This is a genomic window from Polyangium sp. 6x1, from assembly GCF_029946515.1.
GTDB lineage: Bacteria > Myxococcota_A > Polyangia > Polyangiales > Polyangiaceae > Polyangium.
Genome location: NZ_JARZHH010000011.1, coordinates 33,487 through 58,835 on the forward strand (window position 1 = coordinate 33,487; position 25,349 = coordinate 58,835).

Genomic DNA, 25,349 nt, shown 5'->3' on the forward strand with positions numbered 1-25,349 from the left:
ATTCGCCCTTTCGTTCAAGGTCCGTACGCGAAATACGTAGCGCTCGAGGCCCAGTTCCCGCCAGCCTCGACCGTGCTGATCGCCCACTGGAACGAATGCTGCCCGGGTTTTCCGAGCTCGGGCGTCTCCCAGACCTTCGGCGCCGTCATGCTCCCCGGACACCAGTTCGCCCGCGGAGCCTTCACGCTCGAAATGGCGCCGCAGGGGTTCTCTTGGCAATAGGTAAAGCTGTTTCCGCTCGGCCAGGTGTGCGTCGCCTCCGTGCAGAGGTTCTTGCAGTCCGTTCGCCAGGGCTTCCACGTATCGATCACCGCGCCGTCGATCGAGACCGTGTGCGTGCGATTGCAGAACTCCTCGGCGGGCCCGATGCAACCCGCGCCGGCGGCGCCGCCTCCGTGCCCGCTCGTGCGGAATTCCATCTTGCCCGCCACCGCGCCCGCGGGCACTTCGAAGGTCAGCGCGCCCGGCCCCTCCGCCGTCGTCTGCGACCCGTAATACAGCGACTTGACCGCGAGCACGTTCCGCGGCGGCGCGCCCGGCACCATTTCGAGCTTCGCCGTCACGTTCCACCCGCCGTTCGAGCCCGAGACCATGCCCGCGCCGTCCGAATACGTCGTGATGTGCGCGCGCATCCGGTGCGCGCCCGGCAGGCCGTTCGCCACGTCCGTGACGTCGATTTCGAGGTGCAGCGGCCCGCCGAACGGCGTGATCGCGTGCATCAATTCGAGCCCCGGCGGCTCCGTCGCCGGATCCATCGGATCATCGAGCGAGATGTCGAAGTTGCGATCGAACGCGTCGCAATCGGCCGGCCAGTTCTGCCCCTGCGGCGGCGGGTTGTCGATCCAGTTGTCGAACGGATAACAGGTGCTCGCGAGGTCCACGACGAGCTTCGCGCTCGCGAACGGGCCGTCCTTGAAATCGACGTCCGTGAAGACCGTCTGGAAATTGGGCTGGCTGCCGTCGCTCGTGATGCGCGTGGCGTCGAATGCGGTGACCGTGTACGGATCCGCGTACGAAGGGCCGCCGCCGCCGCCCTGGCCGCCGCTGCCGCCCGAGCCGCTCGCGCCTTGCCCTCCTGCGCCGCCCTGGCCGCCCGAACCACCCCCGCATCCCACAAGCAAAAGCGCGCCGAGCAAAGCAGCCCAGCCCACGCGCACGGACGGCACGTTCCTCATCAAGCTCACCTCCGCGGGCGAGGGTACCGCAAGGTCGAACCCGGCCGCCAGCCATCTCCGCCAGGCGCCCAAACCCCCTCCCCCACCGGCGCCGCAGGCGCTAAAGAGCCCAGCCGATGAAAATCATCAAGGTCCAGGACGACAGACAACGACGTCACATTTTCACAGCCCCGCCGAGGCGCGTCGTCTCGCTCGTCCCGAGCGATACCTACTCGGTCATCCGCCTCGGCGCCAAAGACCGCCTGGTCGGACGAACCCGCTTTTGCATCGCGCCCGAAGGCGAAGTCGAGGCGATCGAAGACGTCGGCGGCACGAAAGACGTCGACGTCGACAAGGTCCTCGGCCTCGAACCCGACCTCGTGATCGCGAACCAGGAAGAGAACACCCGCTCGCAGATCGAGCGCCTCGACGCGTCCGGCGTCCCCGTCTTCGTCTCGTTTCCCAAGCGCGTCGCCGACGGAATCGCGCACTTCGCCCGTCTCGCCCTCGCGCTCGGCCTCGACGGCGTCGACGCGGCCCGCGCGCAGATCGCATCGGCCTACCACGCGCACCGCGAGGCCGAAAAGCGCCGCGGCGAGCGCGTCCCCGTCCGCGCGTTCGTCCCGATCTGGATGGATCCGCTCATGACCGTGCACGAAGAGACGTTCATCTCCGACATGATGGATCTCGTTGGAGCGCAAAACATCTTCGCGGACCGCCGTCGCCGCTACCCGCTCGCCGCGGATCTCGGCAAGGCCACGCCGCTGCCGCCCGAGCGCGTGGGCAGCCGCGACACGCGATATCCGCGGGTCACGCTCGACGAGGTGATCGCTCGGCAACCCGAGGTGGTCCTCTTGCCCGACGAGCCGCACGCGTTCACGGAGGCCGACGCCGAGGTCTTCCGCAAGCTCGACATCCCCGCCGCGAAGACCGGCCGCGTGCTCTTCTGCAACGGCAAGGACCTCATGTGGTACGGCGCGCGCAGCGTGGAGGGCTTCGAGCGGCTCAGGCGTCTGGTGAACAACGGCGAATTGGAGTAGGAAGCGCCCCATGACTTGGAATCGGGAATCCGTCCACAAAGAGCTGATCAAGGTGTTCGGCCAGCACAAGCAAAGCGAGGTCGACGTGAGCGAGACGAGCGAGATCGTCGGCGATCTCGGCATCGATTCGCTCGGCGTCATGGAGGTGCTCGCGGAGATCGAGGACACCTTCAAGCTCACGATCCCGGACGATGCGCTGCGCGACATCAACACGATCGGCGACGTCGCGACCTCGATCCTCACGCGCCTCGAAAGCGACGGAAGGCTCGAAGGATGAGCGCGCCTTCGCCCCGCACCGTCGCGCAGGCCATCGAGGACGCGGCGGCGAGCAGCAGCACGGGCTACCGTTTCCTCGAAGAGTCGCCCGACGTCGCGCCCTATCACTCCTACGCCGACGTGGAGCGCATGAGCGCTCGTTACGGCGGCGCGATGCAGGCGATGGGCCTGCGCAAAGGCGATCGCGTCGCGCTGATCCTCCCCGACAACGCCGATTTCGTGTTCGCGTTCCTCGGCGCCGTGCGGGCGGGCATCATCCCCGTGCCGATCTATCCGCCCACGGGCCTCGGCAAGCTCTCGGGTTACCTCGAAAACACGCTGCACATCGTGGCGAAGAGCGGCGCGCGCGTGCTGCTCACGAGCAGCGAGATCAAGAAGATCCTCGGCACGATCCAGGCCGAGGCGCCGGGGCTCGAGAAGGTCGTGGGCGTCGAGGGCGTGCGCACGGCGAACGACAAGCTGCGCCCGGAAAAGATCGATCTCGACGACGTCTGCTTCCTGCAGTTCACGAGCGGCTCGACCGCGCGGCCGAAGGGCGTGACGCTCACGCACCGAAACCTCGCCGCGAACGTGCATGCGATCATGCCCGTCGGCCTGAGCATCCAGGACGGCGTCGATCACGGCGTTTCGTGGCTGCCGCTCTACCACGACATGGGCCTCATCGGCTTCGTGATCGCGCCCGTCTACCACAGGAACTCGATCACGTTCCTGCCGCCGCTGCTCTTCTTGAAGCGCCCGGCGCGCTGGCTCGAGTCGATCTCGAAGTACAAGGGCACGATCTCGTTCGGCCCCAATTTCGCCTATGCGCTCGCGGTCAAGCGCATCAAGGAGAGCGAGATGGAGGGGCTCGATCTATCGAGCTGGCGCATCGCGGGCTGTGGCGCCGAGCCCATCCGCGCCGACAACCTCCGCGCCTTCGCGGAAAAGTTTTCCCGCATCGGCTTCGACGAGCGCGCGTTCGTATGCTGCTACGGCATGGCCGAATCGACGCTCGCGGTCTCGTTCAGCAAGATCTGGACGGGCGTGCGCGCCGACATCGTCGACGGCGAGACGCTCTGGTCGAAGGGCCGCGCCGAACCTGTGGCGGAAGGCACGCCGCGCGCCGCGGGCATCGTCGAGTGCGGCGCGGCCTTCGAGGGTCACGAGATCAAGACGTTCGCGCCCGACGACGAGGAGAGCGTGCGCCCCTTGCCCGAGCGCGAGGTCGGCGAGCTGCGCATCCGCGGGCCGAGCGTGATGCAAGGCTACTGGAACGATCCGGACGTCACGAAGCGCTCGTTCGCGGGCGGCTTTTTGCGCACGGGCGACCTCGGGTACATCGCGGAGGGCAAGGTCTACATCTGCGGGCGCTCGAAGGAGGTCGTGATCGTCAACGGCCGCAACTACTACCCGCAGGACATCGAGTGGGAGGCGAGCCAGGTCGAGGGCGTGCGCAAGGGCAACGTCATTGCGTTCGGCACGATGAAGGGCCCCTCCGATCGCGAGCGCGTGGTCATCGCGTTCGAGACGAGCGAAAAGGACGAGGCCGGCAAGAAGCGGCTCGAAGCCGACGTGCGCAAGGCCGTGCAGCAGAGCGTGGGCCTGACCGTCGACGACGTCCTGCCGCTCGCGCCGGGCGTCTTGCCGAAGACGTCGAGCGGCAAGCTGCAGCGCGCGAAGACGCGCGAGCTGTACGAATCCGGAGAGCTTCTCGGAAGGACGAGCGCGCGCGAGGTGGACAAACTCGATCTCGTGAAAGAGATCGCGAAGAGCCAGATCGGATACTTCCGGCACCGGCTCTTCGGAAAGAGCGACGATTGAAATGAAGAAGACGTACAAGGGGAGCTGTCATTGCGGCGCGGTCCGCTTCGAGGCGGACATCGACCTGTCGGCGGGCACGGGCCGGTGCAACTGCACGTATTGCGCGAAGGTCCGGTGGTGGGGCGTGATCGTGAAGCCCGACGCGTTCCGCCTGCTCGAAGGCGAGTCCGCGCTCAGCGATTACCAGTTCGGCAGCCTCAGCGGGCATCACCTCTTCTGCAAGAGCTGCGGGGTGAAGCCGTTCGGGCGCGGACATCTCGACGCGATCGGCGGCGCGTACGTGTCGATCAACGTGGCCAGCCTCGACGAGGTCGATGCGGAGGAGCTGGCGAGCGCCCCCATTCAGTATTTCGACGGGCGGAACAACAACTGGTGGAACCCGCCCGCCGTCACGAAGCACCTTTAAAACCCCGCCTCCACCGATAGCTGCGGGATCGTGATCGGCCCGAGCAGTCGCGGCTGACAGATCCCGCGGTCGCACGTCACGTCGAAGACCTCTTTGCTGAGCGTCGCGTTCTGCATGTCGAGCACGAGCGAGACGAACCCGCTCTCGCCGACCTTCCACCGCCGCGACACCCGCAAATCGAGCCGATAAAAAGGCCGGACCCGCGGCGGGTCCTCGATCACGGCCCCGCTGCCGGCCTCCTGCGCGGGAAAACCGCTGTAGAACACGTGGCGCACGCCGGCCTTCCAGCCCTTGCCGAGGTCGTAAAGCAAAGCCACGTGCGCGACGTGCGTCCGATCGACCGCCGAGGGCGTCGTGACGCCGCTCTTCGACGTGCGGGTCGACCGGGAGAGCGTGTACGAGGCGAGGAAGAGCAGATCCTTGCGTAATGCGCCGCGCGCCGAGACCTCGAGCCCGTAGGCGTCGCCCGTGCTGCGGGAGAGGAAACGCGCGGGGCCGAGGTTCGTGCCACGATCGGAGCCGATCGGGTCCGTGAGGTTGAACGTGACCTGGCGGAAGAGCGAGCCGCTGATCTCGACCGGAATGGGCGAGAGCTTGACCTCGGCGCCGAAGCTCGATTGCAAGGCCCGCTGGAGGCCGCCCGCGATTCCACCGATCTGGAGCGCCGGCAAGGGCGCGAAGCCCGGGAGCTGGGACGCCACGCCAAACGAGGGGATGATCCGCACGCGCTCGCCGACCCCGAACCGGCCCGTGATCTTCGGATCGATCGCGAGCGCCGTATTGCCCATCGACGCGTAATGGTCGACGCGCAGGCCGGGCGTGATCGTCGCCCGGTCCGAGAGGACGACGAGCGCGTCGGCCCACGCGCCGACGGCCGTGTCCCAGCGGCTCGGAAAGAGCGCGCGGAACGCCTCGTCGAGCTCGCCGAGCGGACCCGAGGCGCATTCTTCGAGGGAGATGTCGCACGGCTCCTTGTGCACGATGTCGTACCGGTCGACCATCAGATCGACGCCGCCGCGGAGGAGCGCCTTTCCCCCGCCGATCGGCTTCGAGCCGCGCAGCCGCGCCCCGACCTTCCAGTCCTGCGCGTTCTTCGCGCCGACCTGCCTCGACCGATCGAGGCCGAGCATCACCGCCGCGCGGAGCTTCGCGCCCGAATCGAATTCGTGATCGTATCGAACATCCAGCCGGTGAAAATCCGCGTCGAGCAGGACGTCCTTCGCCCCGCTCGCGTCGCCGGTCGTCGTCGTCGCCAGATAATCCCACGCCCCGAACGCGAGCGCCGTGAGCCGCCCCCGCTTGCCGATGCGGCGGCTCACGCGGGCCTGGTAATCGCCGTATCCGAAATCGATGTTGTCGATCAGCGCAGAAAGAATGTGTCCGCCGAACGCATAATGCCCGCCGACGAGGACCGTGGTCTTGTCGCCGATCGGCCCCTCCACGACGCCGCCCACGTCGACGAACCGGAACGCGCCCTCGCCCTTCCATTCCGTTGGAAACGGCGCCGCCTCGGCCTCGACGGCCGCGCCCGCGAGCCGGCCGATGTCCGCCGGATACGGGCCCATGTGCAGCGTCACGCGCGAGACGAGCGGCGCCGGGATCACGCTCGGGCCCGCGCCGACGTGAAAGAGAAGAGGGACGCGCACGCCGTCGTAGAAAAACCCGATGTTCCCGGGCGGCGCGCCGCGAATGTAATAGTAAGGCAATCCGCTCGTCGTCGGCGTGACGCCCGGCTGCACCTCGATGGCGCGGTACGGATCGCCGAGCACGCCCGGCATGTCCCGGATGTCCCGGCGCTTCAGCGAGACCGATCCGGCCGGCGCCTTGTCGCCCTCGACCGTCACCTCGATCGGCTGCGGAGGAGGCGGCTCGGGCGCGGGCTCGGCAGGGGCCGTCTCGGGCGCTTGCGGCGACGGCGTGGGCTCCGCGGGCGGCTCTTCGGCGAGCGCGGAGGCGGAGGCGAGGGACGTGGCGAGCGCGAGGCAAAGCCCCGCGCCGCGGAGCGCTTCACGCATCAAACATCCGAAAGGCCGGCCGTCTCCATCACGTCGATCGCGGCGGCCAGCGTCTTGTCTCCGCGCATCACGTGGCGAAGCTCGTCCGGCCCCTGCTCGCGGAGGTGCGTCCCCTTCGCCGCGTGCCGACTGAGCACCTCGGTGAGCCCATGCAGCAGCGGATGGCGGTTGAGATCGACCGCGAGATCCCCCTCGTGCAGCGCGGGTTCGAGCAGCCGCGCGATCTGCCCCTCGGACCATCCGAGCGATTTCTGCGCGTCCACCACGACGACGCGGAGCTGCGCCCAGAAGAGCCGCTCGGCGCGCTCGGCCGCGGGCCCGAGCAGCGACTCGGCGCGCGTGCGGATCGCGGCGCTCTCGTCCTTCGAGGCGCGGCGCATCTCCTTGTAGACCTCGCTCACGAGCCCGAGCAGATGCGGGTTCGGCCGGTCGGCCGTGAGCATGTGCCGCTCGGCGCGCTCGAACGCTTCGAGCAGCGCCGCCTCGGTCCGATCCCAGCGGCGCTGCGCGATCTTGAGGCGCGCCGAGGAGCAGAGCGAGGTCACCATGTCGTGCTCGGCGAGCGCCTTCGTATCGGCCGTCGCCTCGGGATCCTCGAAGACGGGCTCGAGCCAGGCGCGCAGGCGCCCGACGAGCGCGTCGATCTCCTCCTTCGGATCACCCGCGACCATGCAGAGCGCGACGCGCAGGAACATGGCCTGGCGCGCCTCGGCGTCGCGATCCGCGCGGTTCTCGCAGAGCAGGGGGATGGCGGCTTCGAGCTCGGCGGAGGCCTCCTCTTGCCGGCCGCGATCGAGCTCGGCGCGGGCGAGGTCGAAGTGCAGCGATCCGAGCCGATCTTTCGGATACGTCGGCTGCCTCTCGGCGCTGGCGATGGCGAGGCGCTGGTAGCGCGCCGACATGCCGGCGTTGTTGTCGAGCGCGTAAGCGAGCGCCGCGATGCGCGCAGCCTCGACGTACCGCGGATGCTCCCGGCCGAGCTCGTGCGCGATCTCCATGGCCTTCTCCGAAGCGACGAGGGCCTCACCGAGGAGCTTCGCCTCGAGGTAGGAGCGGACCGCGGAGATGGCGCTGCTCAGCCGACTTTCGACGTCGCTCATGGCGGGGCGCATTGCAACACGTGAGGCGACGACGCGCAACGCGGTCGCAGGATCTTGGACGTCTGGACGGAAGGCGGAGGCCGGATGGCGGAGGCGGCGAGGGGGACGGAGGGAGGCACCTCCTCCGGTCGGCGACCCTACTGCATCACGCTCGCGTCGACGGCAGGCAGCGCGACCATTCCTCGTCATCGAGGCAAACGCGTTATTGGGCCGTGTTCACTCCACCCGGAGAAGCACCCTCACGGGCTTTCTGTTCCAATTCCTCGCGCCGGGTACGAATCGCGGGGCATCGTTCCTTCATGACCGCCTCCCTGCAATCCTGCCAGGGCCAGAAGTCGTGGGAATCCCATACCCCGTCGCCATTCACATCATCGAAAAGGTGATCGCAACGCTCCGAGGCGATGTGCATGTTGCGCCAGAAGGTGGCGCCGCTCCGATCCTCGCAGGGGGTCCCGCACCACATCGGGTCGAGCTCGGTGCACGTGATTTGCGCGGGGCAGAGGTACATCACGCAGCCTGCCTGACAGGCGGCCCTGTCCTCCTCGTCGAGGATGCCGCACGGCCAGTGGGCTCGGCTCTCGCACCAGTCGAAGACGAACCCGAGCTCCGTCTTGCAGGACTCCGGGCTCGGCTCATGCCAATCATCCGCGCGCGACCCCAAGCCGAGGTTCAGGAAGGCGACGGAGGCGAGGACGATGAGCGCGGCTCCGTGACGTTTCATGTGATGATCCCCTCCTTCGCTCCGTCGAGCGAACCCTATACCACCGGATCCACGAACGCGAGCGTGTTTGTCTCCATCGCTCAGATCCCGCCCTGTCCCTCGTCGCCGGGATAGGCCCCGGCGCTCCCCGCGCCACCTTCCCCCTGCTCATCGGACCAGTAATCGCCGCTGCCTGCGCCGACGCCGACGCCCACGGTGATGAAAGTCTCGCCGGTGGGCGACGGACCAGGTCCGCCTGCTGCGGCGTCCATGTCCAGGCAAATGGGCGCGAGTGAGAACGTGGCCGTGCAACGGGTATTTCCGTCAATACGTCCTGCGGCGCGAAGGGCGTCTATGCATCGGTTTTCGGTCCAAGACCCCTGGTCGACGACCACCGGATCCTCCACACCCTTCAACACCTCAACACGGGGGGGACGCCCTTGTCTTCCTTCGCAAGTCACCACCGCATTGCACTGGACCGCGGGCCCCTCGATCATTTGTCCCCTGTAGGGCATCGTGGTCATCTTCGGAGTCCTGCACTTGTCCTCCGAGCACCCGCCCCCGAACACGGCCACCCCCACCACCAAGAGCCCCATCCCCAGCGCTCGCATCCTCGCCCTCCGGCCCGCTAAGCGAGCCTACGAGAGCGCATTGCGACCGGACAACATTTCTGCGGCACATCCTGCGCGGCGCGCGGCCTCGACGCCCGCTTCGACCCGCTCCACGCAATCGACGCTTTCTTCAACGCATTCGTCGCCGAATCCGACGACCACCTCGTCCTCACCGACGCCGGCCTCGCCCTCCCCCGACGCAATCGTCGACCCGCCCCGCGTCCTCGTCGCCCTCCTCGACGCCCTCGTCGGCCGCTCCCACGCCCTCGCCGCCCCCTGCGACGCCCTCGTCGATCCGCCCGACGATCCCGCCCGCCCCTTCGATGAAGTCGTCGACCTCCCCCGACGACATCGTCGACCCCGACGACGACCTCACCCGTCGCCGTCGTCGATTTCGTGCTGAATCACGCCGCCCCCTCGACGGCGCAATCCCTCTGGTTACGTTCCCGCTTCTCCCGCAACCCTTGCAAAAGAGGTATCGCGATGTCCAATGTAGCTGCAACGCCCTATACCGGTCCGCTCGAATTCTCCCTCAAGGATTGCGAGGCCGACCTCGTCGACCTCGCCCCCGGCGCGATGAGCCACCTTCGCTTCGAGCACGATGGCCTCGCCGACGCCCTCGCCGAGATCGCCGGCAGCGTGCCGGCCCTCGGCGCCGAGGCCGGCATCCCGTCGAAGGTCCATCAGCGCATCCTCGACGCCAATGCCATCATCGAAAAACTCGCCGCCCACGAGGGCGTCCTCGCCAAGGCCCTCGAAATCGTCCGGGAATCCCGCGCGAAGAAGGTCCACGAACGCGAGAACGACATCGCATCGATCGTCGACGCCGTGAAGTCGCGGGCGCGCCGCGGCGATGACAAAGCGCTGCTCAACGCATTCGAGAAGACCCTCAAATACAACGCGCAGGTCGCCGAGAAGGCCGCGAAGACGCGTCGCAAGAACGCCGAGGCCGAAAAGGTCGCCACCCCGACCGGCTAAACGATGCAAGGGCGCGGCGGCGCGCCCCCTCCGCGCGCCGCCGCGCCCTCCTCACGCCAATGCAAATGCATGCGCCCGATGCGCGTCCCTGTGCGCGAGGCGCGTGATGGCCTCGCGCAGCTTGTCCTCGCGCAGCTCGTGCGCGGCCACGCCATGGCCGATCCCTTGCAGCAAGGGCACGTGCGGCGAGCGGCCGGAGGATCGCTCCGACAAACCGTCGAGGAGCAAGAGCCGACCCTCGGAGTCGACGTTGCCGAGCGCGTCGTGCCACAAGCGCAAGCCGAGCCGCTCGAGCAGGCGGTGGATCGATTCGCGCTCGGCCTCCGTGTTCGTCCCGTGAAGCGCGCCGAGCGTCGTGTCGAGCGCGATGCCCACCGCGAGCGCCTCGCCCTGGCGGATGCGGCGCTCGGTGTGGAGCTCGATCCGGTCGGCCGACCACGCGCCGAACGCGAGCGGTCCTTCGGAGCCGTAGACGTCCTCGTCCGGCGCCGTGGCCGCGAGGTCGGCGTGCAGGGCGGCGCTTCGCTGGAGCAGCTCCGCGACGGCGTCGCGCTCGCCCGAGGCGAGGCGCTGGGCATGCGAGACGATCCAGCCGAAGAGCTCCTCGTCCCAGAGGAGCGCGGCGCGCACGGCCTGGACGAGGCCAAAGACCTTTTCGCGCGTCTTCTGGGTCTCGATGAAGCGTCTGTCGCACACGACCGCGTACGGCGCGCGGAACGTGCACAGGAAGTCCTTCGTGCCGAACGCGTGGATGGCGCTCTTCGGCAGGACCGCGGGGCCGGCCTGCGCGAGCGTCGTCGTCGGCACCCGCACGACGCGCGGCGCGCTCTGCACCGTCGACGCGGCGAAGCCCACGAGGTCGAGCAGCGACGCGCCGCCCACGACGAGCAGGACCGAGCGTCGATCGAGCTCCAAGGCGTGGAAGTACGCCTGCAGGCGTGACGGAAGCGTCGCGTCGTCCTTCATGCGCTCGCCGCCGCCCTGAACGATCGGCGGCGCCACGAGATCCAGCGCATCGTTGTGACACCGGGCATACCGCTCGATGTGCAAATTCAACTCGGGCTGGGCAGCGAGCGCACCACGGTCGACGATGGCCGCGACGCGGTGCCGGACGTCGGGCTCGCGCCGGAGGATGAGGTGACGCAAGTCACGGTTCATCGGCGAAAACACGTCGCTCGTGAAGCAGACCGGGTACTCGAACGACGATGCCGCGGCTCTGACGTGGACGATCACAGCGCTCTCCGGAAGTGAGTACGCCTGCATACGGCGTACCGACCGGTCGGGCGCGATCATGCGCACAAACGAACAATCCCCGGGAGGCGGGGCCTACCGGGGACTGCTTGTGGATCTCTCCGACTGTCTTGTCGGGGCGAGAGGATTTGAACCTCCGACTCCTCGGTCCCGAACCGAGTGCGCTACCAGGCTGCGCTACGCCCCGTACGCCGCGGGCTTTCGCCACCGACGTGGGGGCGGACCATGCTCGCACCTGACGGTTCTGTCAAGTCCCGACGAGCAGAGATTTGATCCGAGAGGCCACCGCCCTGGGCGTCCTCACGTCCGCCGCGGACGTCGGATGAGCGGAAAAATCTTGAAACGCAAGTAAAAAAGTGGATCCCAGAGCGGACGGGCTCGTGTTAAAGTGCTACTGGAATCGAGACGAGACCTGGGGGCGCTCAGAGCCCCCCCAGGCGCGAACATGCGGCGACTCCAGGGGGGGGGGTTCGAGGGAGGAGCCCGGCGGTCCGGGCGAGGCCTTCGGGCGTCGACGTGAGCTCTTTCAACGGTTGTGGGCTCCGCTCGGCGAATCGAGCTGTGCCCCCAAGCCCCCGGTCGATGTGGCCGCGAATAGGAGGACAAGGTGGCAATCGAGCTTCCGGCAGTTCGTATCCTGATCGTGGACGATGACCGAGCCATCTGCGACTACATGCAGACGCTGCTCGAGCGGGATGGCTACCAGGTCAAGACGCTGGTGGATCCATCGGCCGTGGAAGAGGAGGTCCGCACGGGCGGGTATCACCTCATCATCCTCGATCTGATGATGCCCAAGCTCGACGGCATCGAGGTGCTGAAGCGCATCCGCAAGGTCGACACCGACATCGCGGTCGTCATCTTCACGGGCTTCCCGAACCTGGAAAGCGCCGTGCAATCGATGAAGCTCGACGCCGTCGACTACATCAAGAAGCCCTTCAACGTCGACGAGTTCCGCGAGGTGCTCGCCCGCGTGATGCGCAAGAAGGGCCTGGCGCGCACCCCCGAAGAGCAGCTGCACCGCGTCATCGGCGACACGATCCGGAACCTGCGCAAGGAGAAGGATCTGACACTGAAGCAGATGGCTCGCCGCACAGGCCTCAGCGTGTCGCTGCTCTCGCAGATCGAGCGCGCCGAGTCGAGCGCGTCGATCTCGTCGCTCTACAAGATCGCCGTCGCCCTGGAGTCCCGCATCCAGGACCTCTTCGGGCAGTACTAGGGCGAAGCGCCCTTCGTGATCGCGCGGTCGAGCCGCGCGAGATCCACGCCGGTGATGCGGTCGACCCGCGCGCCGCGCTTGTCGTACACGACGACGTACGGGAGCTGGGGCACGTTCGCGAGGTAGCGCTTCGCGAGCGGCGTGTCCCAGTCGCCCACGTCGAGCCGCCGATACGCCACGTCGTTTCGCGCGCCGAGCACCTTCGCCATGTGCTCGTCCACCTTGCGGCACGGGCCGCACCACTCCGCGGAGAAGTCGACGACCGTGACCTTGCCCGTCGCCAGATGCGGCGCGAGGTCCGGTACGTCGCTTCCGTCCTCCACGACCGTGCGCACGTCCGCGCCCTCCGGGAACGCGACGTGTTCGAGGTAGCGGCCCTTGCCCGCCCCGAGGATCGCCTCGAACCCGTCCTCGGCGGCGAGCTTGCGGACCGTCGTGAAGACGTCGAAGCCCGGCGCCGCCACGACGAGGACCTCCGCCCGGCGCCGATCGAACCGAGCGTCGTAGACGCCCGGGCGCTCTCGCAAGTCGGCGACGATCTCGTCGCCGCAGTCGCTGCAGTCGATCTTGTCGAGCGAGACGACGACCGTGCGCGCGTCCTTCGGGTAGGAGCGCGCGCCGCCGCACGCAGTGAGCAGGACGAATGCGAACAGCGTGAACAGGTGCTTCGGCGAGGTGCGCATCCAGGTCACACGATGCCGCCCCGGTCACACGAGAGCAAGGCCGCGGCGTAGGCCTGAATCCACGCGGCAAGGGGCGCTCGCTCGGTGTAGGCTCTCGCGCGTGAGCAGCCAGATCCTGACCCGCACCCTCGCCGCCGATCACGTCACGCCCGTCCGCGCGTACAACGCGCTGCGGGCGCAGTCCGCCGGTCGCTCGTCGTTCCTGCTCGAATCCGTGCTGCCCGGAGAGCGCTGGGGGCGCTACTCGATCCTCGGCTACCGCGCGCGCACCGAGCACGCCTATCCGCCGGGTGCGAACGCGCTCGAGCTGCTCGCGGGCGACGCGGGCGAGCTGGAGAACGCCGAGGGCCTCGCCGCGCGCTTCTCGCAGGCGCTCGTCGGCTACCTCGTCTACGACGCGGCGAACGTGGCGAACGGCATCAAGCCGTGGCCAAACGAGGGCCTGAGCGGGCGGCTCATGCGCGACTGCACCGTGGTCGTGTTCGACAACCTCACGCAGACGCTCACGATCGCAGGACGCTCGAAGGGCGCGATCGATCGGTGCGCCTGGGAGATGACGCACGGGCCCGAGCTCGATCCGCTGCCGTCGCCCGATCCGACGCTCGAAGCGCTGTTCGCCGAGCCGAACATCGACGACGACACGTACGCGGCGAAGGTCGCGAAGGCGAAGCAGTACATCGAGGCAGGCGACTGCCTGCAGATCGTCCTCGGCCGCACGTTCCGCGCGCCGATGCGGAACGCGGACGCGTTCGACGTCTACCGCGCGCTCCGGGTGCTCTCGCCGTCGCCGTACCTGTTCTTCCTCGACTTCGCGGAGACGCCGTTCGCCGAGGGGATGGCGATCGCGGGCGCGTCGCCGGAGACGATGGTGCGCGTGTCGGGCGGGAAGGTGACGCTCCGGCCGATCGCGGGGACGCGCAAGCGCGGGGCGACGCAGGAGGAGGACGAGGCGCTCGAGCGCGAGCTCGTGGCCGATCCGAAGGAGCGCGCCGAGCACGTGATGCTCGTGGATCTCGCGCGGAACGACGTGGGCCGCGTGTCCGCGCCGGGCTCGGTGACCGTGACGAGCGAGATGCGCGTGCAGCGCTTCTCGCACGTGATGCACCTCGTGAGCGAGGTGGAAGGGACGCTCGCGGAGGACAAGTCGCCGATCGACGCGGTGCGCTCGGCGATGCCCGCGGGCACGCTCTCGGGCGCGCCGAAGGTACGGGCGATGCAGATCATCCGTCAGCTCGAGCCGGGCCCGCGCGGCGTGTACGGCGGCGCGATCGGGTATGTGCTGCCGGATGGAACGGTCGACTTCGCGATCCCGATCCGCACGGTGATCTCGCGCAGCGGGGAGTTCGAGGTGACGGCGGGCGCGGGGATCGTTGCGGACAGCGATCCGCTGCGCGAGGCCGAGGAGACGCGCATCAAGGCGCGCGCGGCGCTCGCGGCGATCCGGAGCGCGCAGGACGCGGTCGAGCGGCGCGAGGCGGAGGCGGCGGCGCTCCAGAAGCGGCGCGAGGAGGCGGAGCGGAAGAAGGCCGAGGCGGCCGCGGCGGAGGCTCTGGCCAAGGCGAACGAGGAAGGCGGGGAGGGCTCGGGCGCGGCGAGCTAGGGCTCGATCAGGGCGAGAGCTTGGCGAGGAACGCGTCACCGGACGTGAGGTTCGCGTTCAGCGCCCCGCCGCCGAAGTCGATCGACCCGCCGTAGAGCACGCCCGCGAGGATCGTGTTCCCGGCAGTGTCGACGGCGAGGCCGCCGAACCGCTGATCGCCGGCGTCGCCGAAATGCCCGGCCCAGAGCGTCGCGCCCGAAGGACCGAGCTTCGCGGCGAAGATGTCGTACGTCGACGTCGAAGAGCCGGGGACGGAGCCGAGGCCGAGATCGACGCTGCCCTGGTAGTGGCCGGCGACGCTGATGTTGCCGGCGGCGTCGACGTCGAGTTGTACCTGCTCCTGATAGTTCGGGCCCCCGAGGCGCTTGGTCCAGACGTGGTTGCCCGTCGGGCCGAGCTTGGCGACGAACCCGTCGAAAGCGTCGATGCCGTTGAGCGTCGGCCCGCCGAAGTTCGCGCGGTAGTAGAAGTGCCCGCCGAGGAGGAGGTCGCCGCTCGGATCGACGCGGAGCGAGCTCAGGATCTGGTCGTACTGGCCGCCGAGGTTTTTCGCCCAGATCGTATTGCCCGAAGGGTCGATCTCCGCGAGGAGGATCTCGACGCCCGTGCCGGGCAGCGGTCCCGTGCCGACGTCGGCGGAGCTGTTGTAGAGGAAGCCGAGGACGACGTCGCCCCCGGCGTCGACGTCGATCACGGGGAGCCTTTGCGATTTCGTCGCGACGAACCGCTTGCCCCAGACGAGGTTGCCCGCGGCGTCGAATTTGCCGAGGACGACGTCCTCATCGGCGCCGGCGAGCGGGCCCGCGCCGAAATCGAAGGGGGCGGTGCTGTATCCCGCATAGTAAACGTTGCCCGCGGCGTCCGCGGCGACGCTGCTGCCGTACGAGCCTCCCGCGAAGGATCGCGCCCAGAGCGTCGTGCCCGAAGGGTCGAGCTTCACGAGGAAGGAGCCGAGCCCCGCGACCGACAAGGGCCCGGTGCCGAAATCACAGGTGCCGCTGAAGATGCCGGCCGCGAACACGTTGCCCGCCGCGTCCGTCGCGACAGCGTAAATGGTGCCGCCGCTGGCGCCGCCGACGTTCGGGCAGAGGGGCTTCGCCCAGGCGGCGGAGCCGGCCGCGCCGTATTTGACCACGGCCATCCCGCCCGTGATGGGGATCGGCCCGCTGCCGAAATCGACGTTGCCGTTCGCGCTGGCGCCGACGAAAATGTTGTTCGAGGCATCGGTCGCCACGGGCCCGAACGACTGCCCTCCTGCATCGAGGACCCCGCGGCTCCAGACGTGCGTGCCGCCGGGGCAGCCGCCGAAGCCGTCGCAATCCTCGTCCTCGGGGGTGCCGCAATCCTCGACCAGCGGCGCCTGATCGGGCACGCATTCGAGCTCGGCGTAGGTGCCGCAGACGAGCGTGCCGGCGGCGCAAATGCCGGCCTGGCCGGTGTCGCAGGCGAGGCCGTACGACGGGTCGTCCTCGTCGACCTCGCCGTCGTGGTCGTTGTCCATGCCGTCGCAGACCTCGTCCGCAGGCGGCCCGACGATCGCCGGCGGCGCGCCGGGGACCAGCGGATTCGTCTGCGGCGTGGGATCTCCGGGCTCCGCGCCGCAACCGGCGAAGCCACAAGCGGCGACGAGCATGAGAACAGGGATGGAAGGAGTGAAATGGAAAGAGCGCATTCGGACCTCCCTGCGCGTGCCCCATCGACAATCGCGTCGATGGACGATTCGCAGAAGAGCCGAGCGTACACCGGTCGAGGCCGGTCGACAGCAGCTTTCGAAAATGTTGGAGTTGAAACTAGATACGCGCCGCGCCGATGCCGAAGGCCAGGCGCACGTTCGGGCGCGTCAGATAAACGACGACCAGGGCCGCTATCGCGATGGTGACCCAGGCCGGCCAGGCGACCGGCGCCGCGAAGACCGTGGCGAGCGCGAAGAGGCCGTTCACGGCCTGGACGCCGAGCGTCACGACCCACGCCCAGGCGCGCAGCATGAGAAGGCCCCACGCCACCGCGAACATGGCGAGCCCGACCGCGACGTCGAGCGCAATTGCCCAGGGCGGCAGCGCCGCGCCGGTGACGGCCGGGATACCGGAGAGCACCGTGAGCACGCCGCTGAGCGCCATGAGCACGGCTATCACGATGATACCAGCTGGCCTCGTCTTCACTTCGTCCATGAAGACGCGCCCATGCAAGACGCGCGCGCTGCGCGATTTCCGCTCCGGCTCGCCGCGCTAGGACCGATATTCGCGAAGGACGGTCAAATCGCGGGAGACCATGCGGAATGCCGCGCGCTCGGCCTCGGCGCGGATCTTCTCCTCGTCGAGCGTCAGGATCGTCCCGTCCGCGTAGATGAGTTTGCCTGCGACGAACACGTGGCTCACGTCGCTGCCCTTCGCCGCGTGCACGAGGTTCGCCACGAGGTCGTGGCGCGGCACGAGGTGCGGTTTGTCGAAATCGAAGAGCACGAGATCCGCCGAGCGCCCGGCCTCGAGCACGCCCGCCGTGGGAAAACCCATCGCGCGGGCGCCGGCCTGCGTGGCGATGCGCAGCGAGGTATCGCCGGCGATGGCCTCCGCGTCGCGGCACGCGAGCTTCTGGAGCAGCGGGAGAAACCGCACGGATTCCTTCATGTCCATGTCGTTGTTCGACGCCGGCCCGTCGGTCCCGAGCGCGACGTTCACGCCCGCGCGGAGCAGCCGCGGCACGTCGCCCGGGCCCATCGCGAGCTTCATGTACGTGATCGGGCAATACGCGACCGTGGCCCCGCGCCGCGCGAGGATCGCGACGTCGTCGTCGCTCAGGTAGAGCGCATGCGCCGCGATCGTGGGCACGTCGAGCACACCCGTCTCTTCGAGCAGCCGCGCGGGCGTCACGCCGTGCGTCGCGAGCGAGCGGCTCACCTGCTCCTCGCTCTCGGCGAGGTGGATGTGCAGGCCGAGGCCCTTCTCCTTCGCGAGCGCCGCGATCTCGCGCAGGAACGCGGGCGGGCAGACGTAGGGCGAATGCGGCCCGAGCATCGCGCGGATGCGTCCATCCGCTTTGCCGTTCCATCGCTCGGCGAACGCGAGCGCGCCTTCGAGATCCGCGCCGACCTCCTTGCCTGCGTCGAGCCCGAACTGGCACCACGTGAGCGACGCGCGCATCCCCGACGCCTCCACGACCTCGGCGACGTGATCCATGTAGAAATAGTGATCATTGAAGGCGACCGTGCCCGATCGGATCATCTCGCACACGGCGAGCAGCGCACCCGCGCGCACTTCCTCCGGGCCGAGCGCGGACTCGGCGACCCAGACGCGCTCGTTGAACCATCGATCGAGCGGCAGGTCCTCCGCGTAGCCGCGCACGAGCGACATCGACGCGTGACAGTGGGCGTTGAAAAATCCGGGAACGGCGACGTGATTCGCGCCGTCGATCGTCGCGTCGGCCACGAATTCGGCGGGCACTTCGCCGACGGCCACGAGGCTTGCGCCGTCGATGGCGATGGCGCCGCCCCGGATCACCGTGCCTTTTTCGTCGAGGGTCACGATGTCCACGTCCTTGATCAGCGTCTTCACGGCTCGTCCTCCGGGCTTCGGGCGCGTTCGCGCCGTGGCGCATCCTACAACGACTCTTTTTGGTACCCAAGCGTGCGGCGCGCTTCCCGGCGCGGGAGGGACAATGGTACTCTGGACAGCGCTTCGAGGACTTTGGGGGCATCCCCGGGAGAGCGTGGGCCATGGCTTTGACCGACCTCATCACCATCTCGTCGAGCGTGCTGCCGGACACGACACGCGTGATCGCATTCCGCGGCGTCGAGGCGATCTCCCGGACGTATGAGTTCGAAATTTTCCTCTCGCTCGAAGGGGAAGAGGGCGACGGGCTGGATCTCGGCGACGCGATCGGGGCGAAGGCGCAGCTCGTGATCGACCGAGCGGACGACAACCTGCCGCCGTTCGTGTTCGGCGGGATCCTCGCGAGCTTGGAGCTCTTGCACGCGGTCGAGGGCCGCTCGCTCGTCCGCGCCGTGCTCGTCCCGCGGCTATGGCTGCTCGGGCTCTCCAAGCACAGCCGTATCTTCACGAAGAAGAAGCTGCCCGAGGTGATCGAGTCGATCCTCGAAGACAACGGCCTCTCCGGCGACGATTACGAGCTCCGGCTCGGATCGTACGAGACCGAAGAGCACATCTGCCAGTACCGGGAGAGCGACCTCGATTTCATCTCGCGCTGGATGGAGCGCGAGGGCATTTTTTATTACTTCGTCCACGGCGAGGACGGCGAGAAGCTCGTCCTCAGCGACGGGTCTTCGTACGAGGAAGACATCCTCGGCAAGCCTGTGCGGTATTTCCCGCAGACCGGCCAGGATCGGAGCGCCGGGGCCTCGTTCCGCGCGTTCACGAGCCGCCACCGAACGCTGCCTTCGCTCGTCAAGCTCAAGGATTATGACTATGCCCGGCCAAACCTCACGATCGCCGGCTCGGCGCCCGTCTCGTCGAACGGCGCGGGCGAGGTGAGCCTCTATGGCGAGCGGTTCTTCTCGGCCGCGGCGGGCGAGCGATTGGCGAAGCTCCGGGCCGAGGAGATGCTCGCGCGCGAGGTCGTCTTCCAGGCCCGCGGCACGCGCTCGCACCTGCGCGCCGGGCACGTCTTCGAGATCGAGGAGCACCCGCGCGCCGCGCTGAACAGCAAATACCTCGCGATCGAGGCCCGCCACCACGGCAACCAGGCCGCGGGCGCGTCGGCGTTCCAGAAGCTGCTCGATCTCGACCACGACGAGGTGTATTTCGTCGAGGTCGACGCGATCCCGAAGGGCACGCAGTTCCGGCCGGAGACGCGGACGCAATGGCCGCGGATCTACGGATACGAGAACGGCACCGTGGACGGGCCGGCCGACAGCGAGTATGCGCAGATCGACGATCAGGGCCGTTATTCGGTCAAATTCAAGTTCGACGAGACGAACCTGAAGGACGGCAAGGCGAGCACGTTCGTGCGCATGATGCAGCCGCACGGCGGCGGCATCGAGGGCTTCCATTTCCCGCTGCGCAAGGGCACCGAGGTCGTCTTCAGCTTCCTCGGCGGCGACCCGGATCGCCCCGTCATCTCGGGCGTGGTGCCGAACGCGCTCACGCCGAGCCCGGTCACGAGCGGCAATCACACGAAGAACGTGATCCAGACGGGTGGACGCAATCGCCTGGAGCTCGAGGACAAGAGCGGGCAGCAGCGGGTCACGCTCTCGACGCCGTATTCGAATACCTACATCCGCATGGGCTCGCCGAACGCGGACCACGAGCTCATCATGCGGACCGACGACAACACGCATCTCAACGCCGGCAAGAACTTCGACCAGGAGGTCGGCCAGAACGGCGGCGGCTCGTGGACGGCGAACATCAAGAATAGCTGGGTCACGCACGTGCAGACGGGCGAACACGAGCTCTGGGTCGACACGGGCCGATCCGCCACGACGGTCAAGAGCGACACGCTCCTGCACGTGGTCAGCGGCAACCATTACGTGGATGTCGACGCGGGCACGAGCGACACGAAGATCAAGGGCAACACCACGCTGACGGTCGCCGCGGGCAAGTACCACGCAAAGGTCACTGGCGGCGAGACGAAGCTCGAAAACACGGACAACGCGACGAACGTCATCTCGGCGCAAAAGGTGACGGTCCAGTCGCAGAACGCGGGGATGGATCTGCTCTCGAGCACGGAGATGAAGATGGAGTCCTCCGGGAGCACCATCACGATCTCCGCGCCGAGCGGCGACATCTCGATCCTGACGCCCGGCAAGACGGTCACGGTCGATTGCACGAAGTTCGAGGACAAATCGCAGGAGAAGAAGAGCGCCTGGGGCAACGTCACCGATCTCGCCACGGGCAAATGGACGATCCTGAAGGGCGGCGAGTATTTCGAGGCCAGCGTCTCGGGCAAGATCGAGCTCTCCGCGGCGATCAAGATCGCCGTCTCGCTCGCGGTCAACATCGAGTGCGCCATGGGCCTCACGGTGAAGAACAAGGTCGGCCCGGCCGAGATCATCTACCGCAACGCGAGCATCAAGAGCGTGAACCTCTGGTTCAAGAACTCCGCGGGGCCGAAGGTCGAGAGCGCCATCATGGGCCTGCAGCGCGCCGGCCTGCACGTCGCGCTCGGCTGATCGCGCGTTCGATTGCGATGAAGACGCTCAAGCCGATGGCGCTCTCGGTCCTGCACGGGCCGTACGAGCGAAAAGGACGCACCCACCTCGTGGTCGCCGCCGCCGCGATGACGTCGCTCGACGGCGACGTGCTCGAGCACGAGCAGACGATGTGGAAGACGCTGCTCGAAATCCCCGGCTTCGCCGGCTCACTCGACGAGCTCAGGCCCAAGGTGAAGCCGGAGGTCCTCGCGCTCGGATGGGCCTTCGCGCCGCCCGGGCGCAAGGTCCCGGCCCGCAGCGCGAAAATCGAGGTCGGCGCGATGTCGAAGGAGCTCTGGGTGGTCGGCGACCGCGTATGGAAGGGCGGCGTCGCGAGCGAGCCCGTCCCCTTCGATAAAATGCCCATCTCCTGGGATCGCGCGTTCGGCGGCGAAGGGTATGGTCTGAATCCGGTCGGACGTGGGTTTGCCCCGACGAAACCCGAGGCGGGCGAGCCGGTGCACCCCCTGCCGAATGTCGAGCTGCCGAAGAAGCTCTGCGCGTCGCCGCGGGATCGCCCGCCGCCCGCGGGGTTCGCGCCGATCGACCCGTCGTGGCCGCGGCGCACGGGCAAGCTCGGCACCTACGACAAACGCTGGCTGGAGACGCGGTTCCCGGACTTCCCGGACGATTTCGATCCGTCGTATTTCAACATTGCGCCGGAGGATCAATGGCTCGACGCCCCGCTCGAAGGCGGCGAGCGCGTCGTCATCGAGCACATGCACCCGTCGAAGGACCGCATCGAGGGCCACCTGCCGCGCTTCTTGCCCCGCTGCTTCGTGAGCCGCGAGGGCGACCTCTTGCGCGAGATGAGCCTGCGCCTCGATACCGTCTGGCTCGTCCCGCACGCCGAGCGGGTCGTGCTCATCTACCGGGGTTTTACCGAGGTGCGCGACGACGAGGCCACGGACGTGCTCGACGTGCTCGTCGCGCTGGAGCGACCCGGGCAGGCGAAGGGGCTCGCCCATTACCGCGAGGTACGAGAGAAGCGCCTCGACCGGGACAAGGGCGCGATTTACGCGCTGCGCGACAAGGATCTCATCCCCGAGGGAATGGCGGCTGGCAAGGCAGCCGGAAACGTGGACCTCGAAAAGCACCTCGCGCGCGAGGGGCTCGTCGAGCGTGCCACGAGAAACCGCGCGCGGGCCGAGCTCGAGCGGACGCGCGAGGAGATGCGGGCGATGGGCGTCGACCCGGACGAGCACCTGCCCGCCGACGTGCCGGACGTGGACGAGAAGGTGCCGGAGCTCGACGGCCTCGCCGAATTCATCGAGACGACCGAGAAGCAGGCCAAGGCGGCGATCGAGGACGAGGAAAAGAAACGAAAGGGCCTGCTCGACGAGCTGAAGAGGCTCTGCGTCGAGAACGACCTCGATTTCGATCGGCTCGTCGCGGACGCCAAGAAGGACCAGGGCGGGCCGCCGAAGTTCAATGCGAAGGCCGAGATGGAGCGGCTGCACGACCTCGCCATGCTCTCGGCGAACTCGGGCGTGGCGATCCCCGACGTCGCGCAGCTCGCCGACGAGGACCTCGAACGCAAGCTCGTCGAGGCCGAGAAGGCGCTGAAGGAGACGTACCGCAAGCACGTGCATTACCTGCCGCGCGCGAACGAGATGCCCGAGGAGCACGCGGCGCGGACGCGGTGCGAGGTCGAGGATCTGCTCGCTTCGGGCGCGTCGCTCGCCGATCGCGATTTCACGGGCGCGGACCTCTCGGGGCTCGATTTCTCGGGGCGCGATCTGTCGCGCTCGTTCTTGGAATCGGCGCGGCTCGACGGCGCGCGGTTCGTCGGGGCGAACCTCACGGAGGTGGTCCTCGCGCGGGCGAGCCTGGTCGGCGCGGACCTCTCGCAGGCGAAGCTCCGCGGGGCGAACCTCGGCGAGGCGATCCTGCGGGGAGCGCGCGTCAGCGGGGGCGTGGACGCTTCGGAGAGCGTGTTTGTCCGGGCCGACCTCACGGACGCCGACCTGCGCGGCATTCTTTTGCACAAGGCGGACATCACGGAGGCGAAGCTCGGCGGCGCGGACCTCGGGGGCGCGCGGGCGAGCGAGCTGACCATTCTGCGGAGCGATTTCCGCGGGGTGAAGCTGCGCGGGGCGCGCATCGAGCGATCGAACCTTTTGGAGCTCGACGTCTCGGGGGTCGATTTCCGCGAGGTCGCGCTGCCGGGCACGGTGTTCCTCGACGTCATCGCCGACGGGGCGAATTTCGACGGCGCCGACCTCGAAAACCTGCGCGTCGTGGGCGTGGACCGGGGCTCCTCCCTCGTGGGCGCCACGTTCCGGCGGACGAACCTGCGCGGCGCGTTCCTCCGCGGGGCGCGGCTCGCAAAGGCCGATTTCACGGACGCGATCCTCGACGAGATCGATTTCTCGAAATGCGACCTCACCGGGGCGCGGCTCGACGGCGCGCGAATGCGGCAGGCGCGGCTCATGAAAGCGAACCTCACGAACGCGAGCGTCGATCGCGCCGACCTCATGGAGGCGCTGCTCGGCGGCGCGATCCTCCGCGGCGCGCGATTCGAGCAGGCGAGCCTGTTCCGCGCGGACACGGTGGGCGCTGTCGGCGATGATCGAACGAGCTTCCGCGGCGCCAACGTGAACTTCGTGCGCAAGCTGCCGAGGCAACATGGATAGATCGCTCATCGAGCAGCGGATCGCCCGCGGAGACGTCTTCGAGGAAGAGTCGTGGGACGGGCTCGATCTCTCCGGGATCGATTTCGGCGGGAGCGTGATCTCGCGGGTGTCTTTGGTGGGGACACGCCTCTCCGGGGCGCGGCTCTCGGAGGTCACGTTCTCGCAATGCGACCTCGGCGAGGCGAAGCTCGACGGCGTGGCGATGCGGCACGCGAACCTGGTGCAGTGCCAGGCGAGGGGCGCAAAGCTCGACGGCGCGAACATGGTCGCGGCGAACCTCGTCGAAACCGATTTCACCGGGGCGAGCCTCGCCGGCGCCGATCTGACGATCGCGAACGTCAGCGATTGCCGCTTCAATCGGGCCTCGCTGGCGAAGGCAAACCTCGATCGCTCGGCGTTCGTGGGCGCGACGTTCGACGACGTGGATCTCGCCGGCGCGAACCTGCGCAAAGCGACGATGTTCCGGGCCGATCTGCGCAAGGCGAAGCTCGACGGCGCGATCTTCGACACGACGATCTTCACGGAGTCGAACCTCGCAGGCCAGAACTTCCGCAAGCAGACGATGCCATTCGTGCAGTTCATCGACGCGAACCTCGAAGGGGCGCATTTCGATGAGGCGATGATCGAGCAGGTGAGCTTCAAGGGGGCGAAGCTCGTGAAGGCGTCGTTCACGAAGGCGCGCGCCAAGCAGGCGATCTTCCTTCAGGCGACGCTGACGGTCGCGGCGCTCGCGGGCGCGGACCTCTTCCAGGCGATCTTCCAGGAGGCGAGCGCCGAGGGCGCGGATCTCTCGGGCACGAGGCTCGAACAATCGATCTGGATACGAGCGAAATGCCGCGCGGCGAAATTCGTCCGCTGCGACATGACCTACGCCGATTTTTCCCACGCGGACCTCTCGCTCGCCGACCTGTCGGGTGCGAAGATGTTCCGAACGCGCCTGCATCGAGCGCGAAACGAAGGCACGATCCTGCCGCCCGGCGCGGCGGCGGCGCTCGGAAACGAAGAGCTCCTGGTGGAAGCAGAGGACTGGTGGGAGCGCCATCAGCCCAAGCGGACCTGACGAATCGAAAGCGACGAGCGGAGGACCCGATGGAGAGCGTGGCAAAAAAGCTGGAAGTCCGGGTGGTGCACCAGGAGTTCGCCGAGGTCCTTTCGGCCGGCGAGGTGCTCGAGCTCGCGGCGAGCACGGGGCGAATCCACGCGCGGCGCGCGGCGAGCTGCCTGCTCGTGCCCGAGGTGGGCGATCGCGTGCTCTGCGCCATCGAGAGCCGCGGCGACGCCTTCGTCCTCGCGGTGCTGGAGCGCAAGGAGGCGACGAGCCGCGCGACGGTGGCGCTGCCCGAGCGCACGGTGGTGCGGGCGGCCGAGCGGCTCTCGCTCGCGGCCAATGAAGGCGTCGATATCGTGGGCGGGGGCGAGGTCAAAATCAGCTCGGCCGCCGTGGAGGTGACGTCCTTGCGCACGCGCCTCGCGAGCCGCGCGCTCGAGGTCGTGGGCGACGCCGTGGGCGCCGAGCTCGGGCGGGTCAAGGTCGTGGCGAAATCAATCGACGGAATGATGGAGCGGCTGAGCCAGCGCATCAAGCGCAGCTTCCGCGTCGTCGAGGAGACGGATCAGGTGAAAGCCCACCACCTCGATTATGCCGCCGAGACGGTGGCGCATTTCCGCGGCGAGCATACCGTCGTCACGGCGAAGGATCTCGTGAAGGTCAACGGCGAGCAAATCCACGTGGGTTGAGGAG

The 25,349-nt window shown here is 68.1% G+C and carries 22 protein-coding genes and 1 tRNA gene; 11 read left to right on the forward strand and 12 right to left on the reverse strand.

Annotated features, from left to right (window positions below; genetic code table 11):
- Positions 1–14: 14 nt before the first annotated feature.
- Positions 15–1,175: a peptide-N-glycosidase F-related protein gene (locus QHF85_RS13400; protein ID WP_281327547.1), complete on the reverse strand. Its 1,161-nt coding sequence runs from the start codon at positions 1,173–1,175 to the stop codon at positions 15–17.
- Between the two features lie 116 nt (positions 1,176–1,291).
- Here QHF85_RS13400 and QHF85_RS13405 point away from each other — a divergent pair, with 116 nt between their 5' ends.
- Genes QHF85_RS13405 through QHF85_RS13420 form a run of 4 tightly spaced genes read left to right on the forward strand, consistent with a single transcriptional unit; the run spans position 1,292 to position 4,676 of the window.
- A complete protein-coding gene (locus QHF85_RS13405) occupies positions 1,292–2,194 on the forward strand; it encodes a helical backbone metal receptor (protein ID WP_281327548.1) in 903 nt (300 codons plus the stop codon).
- Between the two features lie 10 nt (positions 2,195–2,204).
- Positions 2,205–2,471, forward strand: coding sequence for a phosphopantetheine-binding protein (locus QHF85_RS13410; RefSeq protein ID WP_281327549.1), 267 nt, complete (start codon positions 2,205–2,207; stop codon positions 2,469–2,471).
- Positions 2,468–4,270, forward strand: a complete 1,803-nt coding sequence (locus QHF85_RS13415) for a fatty acyl-AMP ligase (RefSeq protein ID WP_281327550.1) — start codon at positions 2,468–2,470, stop codon at positions 4,268–4,270. The genes QHF85_RS13410 and QHF85_RS13415 overlap by 4 nt, the downstream gene beginning before the upstream one ends.
- A 1-nt stretch (position 4,271) precedes the next feature.
- Positions 4,272–4,676, forward strand: a complete 405-nt coding sequence (locus QHF85_RS13420) for a GFA family protein (protein WP_281327551.1) — start codon at positions 4,272–4,274, stop codon at positions 4,674–4,676.
- Here the strand turns inward: QHF85_RS13420 and QHF85_RS13425 are convergent.
- The 5 genes from QHF85_RS13425 to QHF85_RS13445 all read right to left on the reverse strand — a co-directional run bounded on the left by QHF85_RS13425 (position 4,673) and on the right by QHF85_RS13445 (position 9,454).
- Positions 4,673–6,691, reverse strand: a complete 2,019-nt coding sequence (locus QHF85_RS13425) for a TonB-dependent receptor (protein WP_281327552.1) — start codon at positions 6,689–6,691, stop codon at positions 4,673–4,675. The genes QHF85_RS13420 and QHF85_RS13425 overlap by 4 nt on opposite strands.
- Positions 6,691–7,791 (reverse strand): hypothetical protein, encoded by a 1,101-nt coding sequence (locus QHF85_RS13430; protein WP_281327553.1) that lies wholly within the window; start codon positions 7,789–7,791, stop codon positions 6,691–6,693. Before QHF85_RS13430 ends, QHF85_RS13425 begins: the two co-directional genes overlap by 1 nt.
- A 202-nt stretch (positions 7,792–7,993) precedes the next feature.
- Positions 7,994–8,512 carry a hypothetical protein gene (locus QHF85_RS13435; protein WP_281327554.1) on the reverse strand — a complete coding sequence of 173 codons (519 nt, stop codon included), beginning with the start codon at positions 8,510–8,512 and terminating at the stop codon, positions 7,994–7,996.
- Between the two features lie 80 nt (positions 8,513–8,592).
- Positions 8,593–8,763, reverse strand: coding sequence for a hypothetical protein (locus QHF85_RS13440; RefSeq protein ID WP_281327555.1), 171 nt, complete (start codon positions 8,761–8,763; stop codon positions 8,593–8,595).
- Between the two features lie 508 nt (positions 8,764–9,271).
- Positions 9,272–9,454 (reverse strand): hypothetical protein, encoded by a 183-nt coding sequence (locus QHF85_RS13445; protein WP_281327556.1) that lies wholly within the window; start codon positions 9,452–9,454, stop codon positions 9,272–9,274.
- A 131-nt stretch (positions 9,455–9,585) separates the two neighbouring features.
- On the opposite strand from QHF85_RS13445, the gene QHF85_RS13450 reads away from it, so the two are divergent.
- Positions 9,586–10,080 (forward strand): hypothetical protein, encoded by a 495-nt coding sequence (locus QHF85_RS13450; protein WP_281327557.1) that lies wholly within the window; start codon positions 9,586–9,588, stop codon positions 10,078–10,080.
- A gap of 51 nt (positions 10,081–10,131) precedes the next feature.
- Here the strand turns inward: QHF85_RS13450 and aroB are convergent, their stop codons facing one another.
- Together aroB and QHF85_RS13460 are read right to left on the reverse strand one after the other, a co-directional pair.
- Positions 10,132–11,313, reverse strand: a complete 1,182-nt coding sequence (gene aroB / locus QHF85_RS13455) for a 3-dehydroquinate synthase (protein WP_281327558.1) — start codon at positions 11,311–11,313, stop codon at positions 10,132–10,134.
- 131 nt (positions 11,314–11,444) lie between these two features.
- Positions 11,445–11,518: transfer RNA gene (locus QHF85_RS13460), tRNA-Pro, on the reverse strand.
- A gap of 420 nt (positions 11,519–11,938) precedes the next feature.
- Between QHF85_RS13460 and QHF85_RS13465 the strand changes: the two genes are divergently transcribed.
- Positions 11,939–12,547, forward strand: a complete 609-nt coding sequence (locus tag QHF85_RS13465) for a response regulator (protein ID WP_136930390.1) — start codon at positions 11,939–11,941, stop codon at positions 12,545–12,547.
- Here the strand turns inward: QHF85_RS13465 and QHF85_RS13470 are convergent.
- Positions 12,544–13,230 (reverse strand): thioredoxin family protein, encoded by a 687-nt coding sequence (locus QHF85_RS13470; protein WP_281327559.1) that lies wholly within the window; start codon positions 13,228–13,230, stop codon positions 12,544–12,546. The genes QHF85_RS13465 and QHF85_RS13470 overlap by 4 nt on opposite strands.
- A 100-nt stretch (positions 13,231–13,330) precedes the next feature.
- Here QHF85_RS13470 and QHF85_RS13475 point away from each other — a divergent pair, with 100 nt between their 5' ends.
- Entirely contained in the window at positions 13,331–14,830 is a 1,500-nt protein-coding gene (locus tag QHF85_RS13475; protein WP_281327560.1) for an anthranilate synthase component I family protein, read from the forward strand.
- A 7-nt stretch (positions 14,831–14,837) separates the two neighbouring features.
- On the opposite strand, the gene QHF85_RS13480 is transcribed toward QHF85_RS13475, so the two are convergent.
- The 3 genes from QHF85_RS13480 to QHF85_RS13490 all read right to left on the reverse strand — a co-directional run bounded on the left by QHF85_RS13480 (position 14,838) and on the right by QHF85_RS13490 (position 18,378).
- Positions 14,838–16,463, reverse strand: a complete 1,626-nt coding sequence (locus QHF85_RS13480) for an SBBP repeat-containing protein (RefSeq protein WP_281327561.1) — start codon at positions 16,461–16,463, stop codon at positions 14,838–14,840.
- Positions 16,464–16,620: 157 nt separating this feature from the next.
- A complete protein-coding gene (locus QHF85_RS13485) occupies positions 16,621–16,962 on the reverse strand; it encodes a hypothetical protein (RefSeq protein WP_281327562.1) in 342 nt (113 codons plus the stop codon).
- 93 nt (positions 16,963–17,055) lie between these two features.
- Positions 17,056–18,378: an amidohydrolase gene (locus QHF85_RS13490; protein WP_281327563.1), complete on the reverse strand. Its 1,323-nt coding sequence runs from the start codon at positions 18,376–18,378 to the stop codon at positions 17,056–17,058.
- Between the two features lie 161 nt (positions 18,379–18,539).
- Here QHF85_RS13490 and tssI point away from each other — a divergent pair, with 161 nt between their 5' ends.
- From tssI to QHF85_RS13510, 4 genes are read left to right on the forward strand one after another with little or no spacing between them, the layout of a single operon-like run.
- A complete protein-coding gene (tssI, locus tag QHF85_RS13495) occupies positions 18,540–20,951 on the forward strand; it encodes a type VI secretion system tip protein TssI/VgrG (RefSeq protein WP_281327564.1) in 2,412 nt (803 codons plus the stop codon).
- A 17-nt stretch (positions 20,952–20,968) separates the two neighbouring features.
- Complete coding sequence (locus QHF85_RS13500) at positions 20,969–23,608, forward strand: DUF2169 domain-containing protein (RefSeq protein ID WP_281327565.1); 2,640 nt, start codon at positions 20,969–20,971, stop codon at positions 23,606–23,608.
- Positions 23,601–24,668 carry a pentapeptide repeat-containing protein gene (locus tag QHF85_RS13505; RefSeq protein WP_281327566.1) on the forward strand — a complete coding sequence of 356 codons (1,068 nt, stop codon included), beginning with the start codon at positions 23,601–23,603 and terminating at the stop codon, positions 24,666–24,668. The genes QHF85_RS13500 and QHF85_RS13505 overlap by 8 nt, the downstream gene beginning before the upstream one ends.
- Positions 24,669–24,697: 29 nt before the next feature.
- Positions 24,698–25,345, forward strand: a complete 648-nt coding sequence (locus QHF85_RS13510; RefSeq protein ID WP_281327567.1) for a DUF3540 domain-containing protein — start codon at positions 24,698–24,700, stop codon at positions 25,343–25,345.
- The last annotated feature ends 4 nt before the right edge of the window (positions 25,346–25,349 follow it).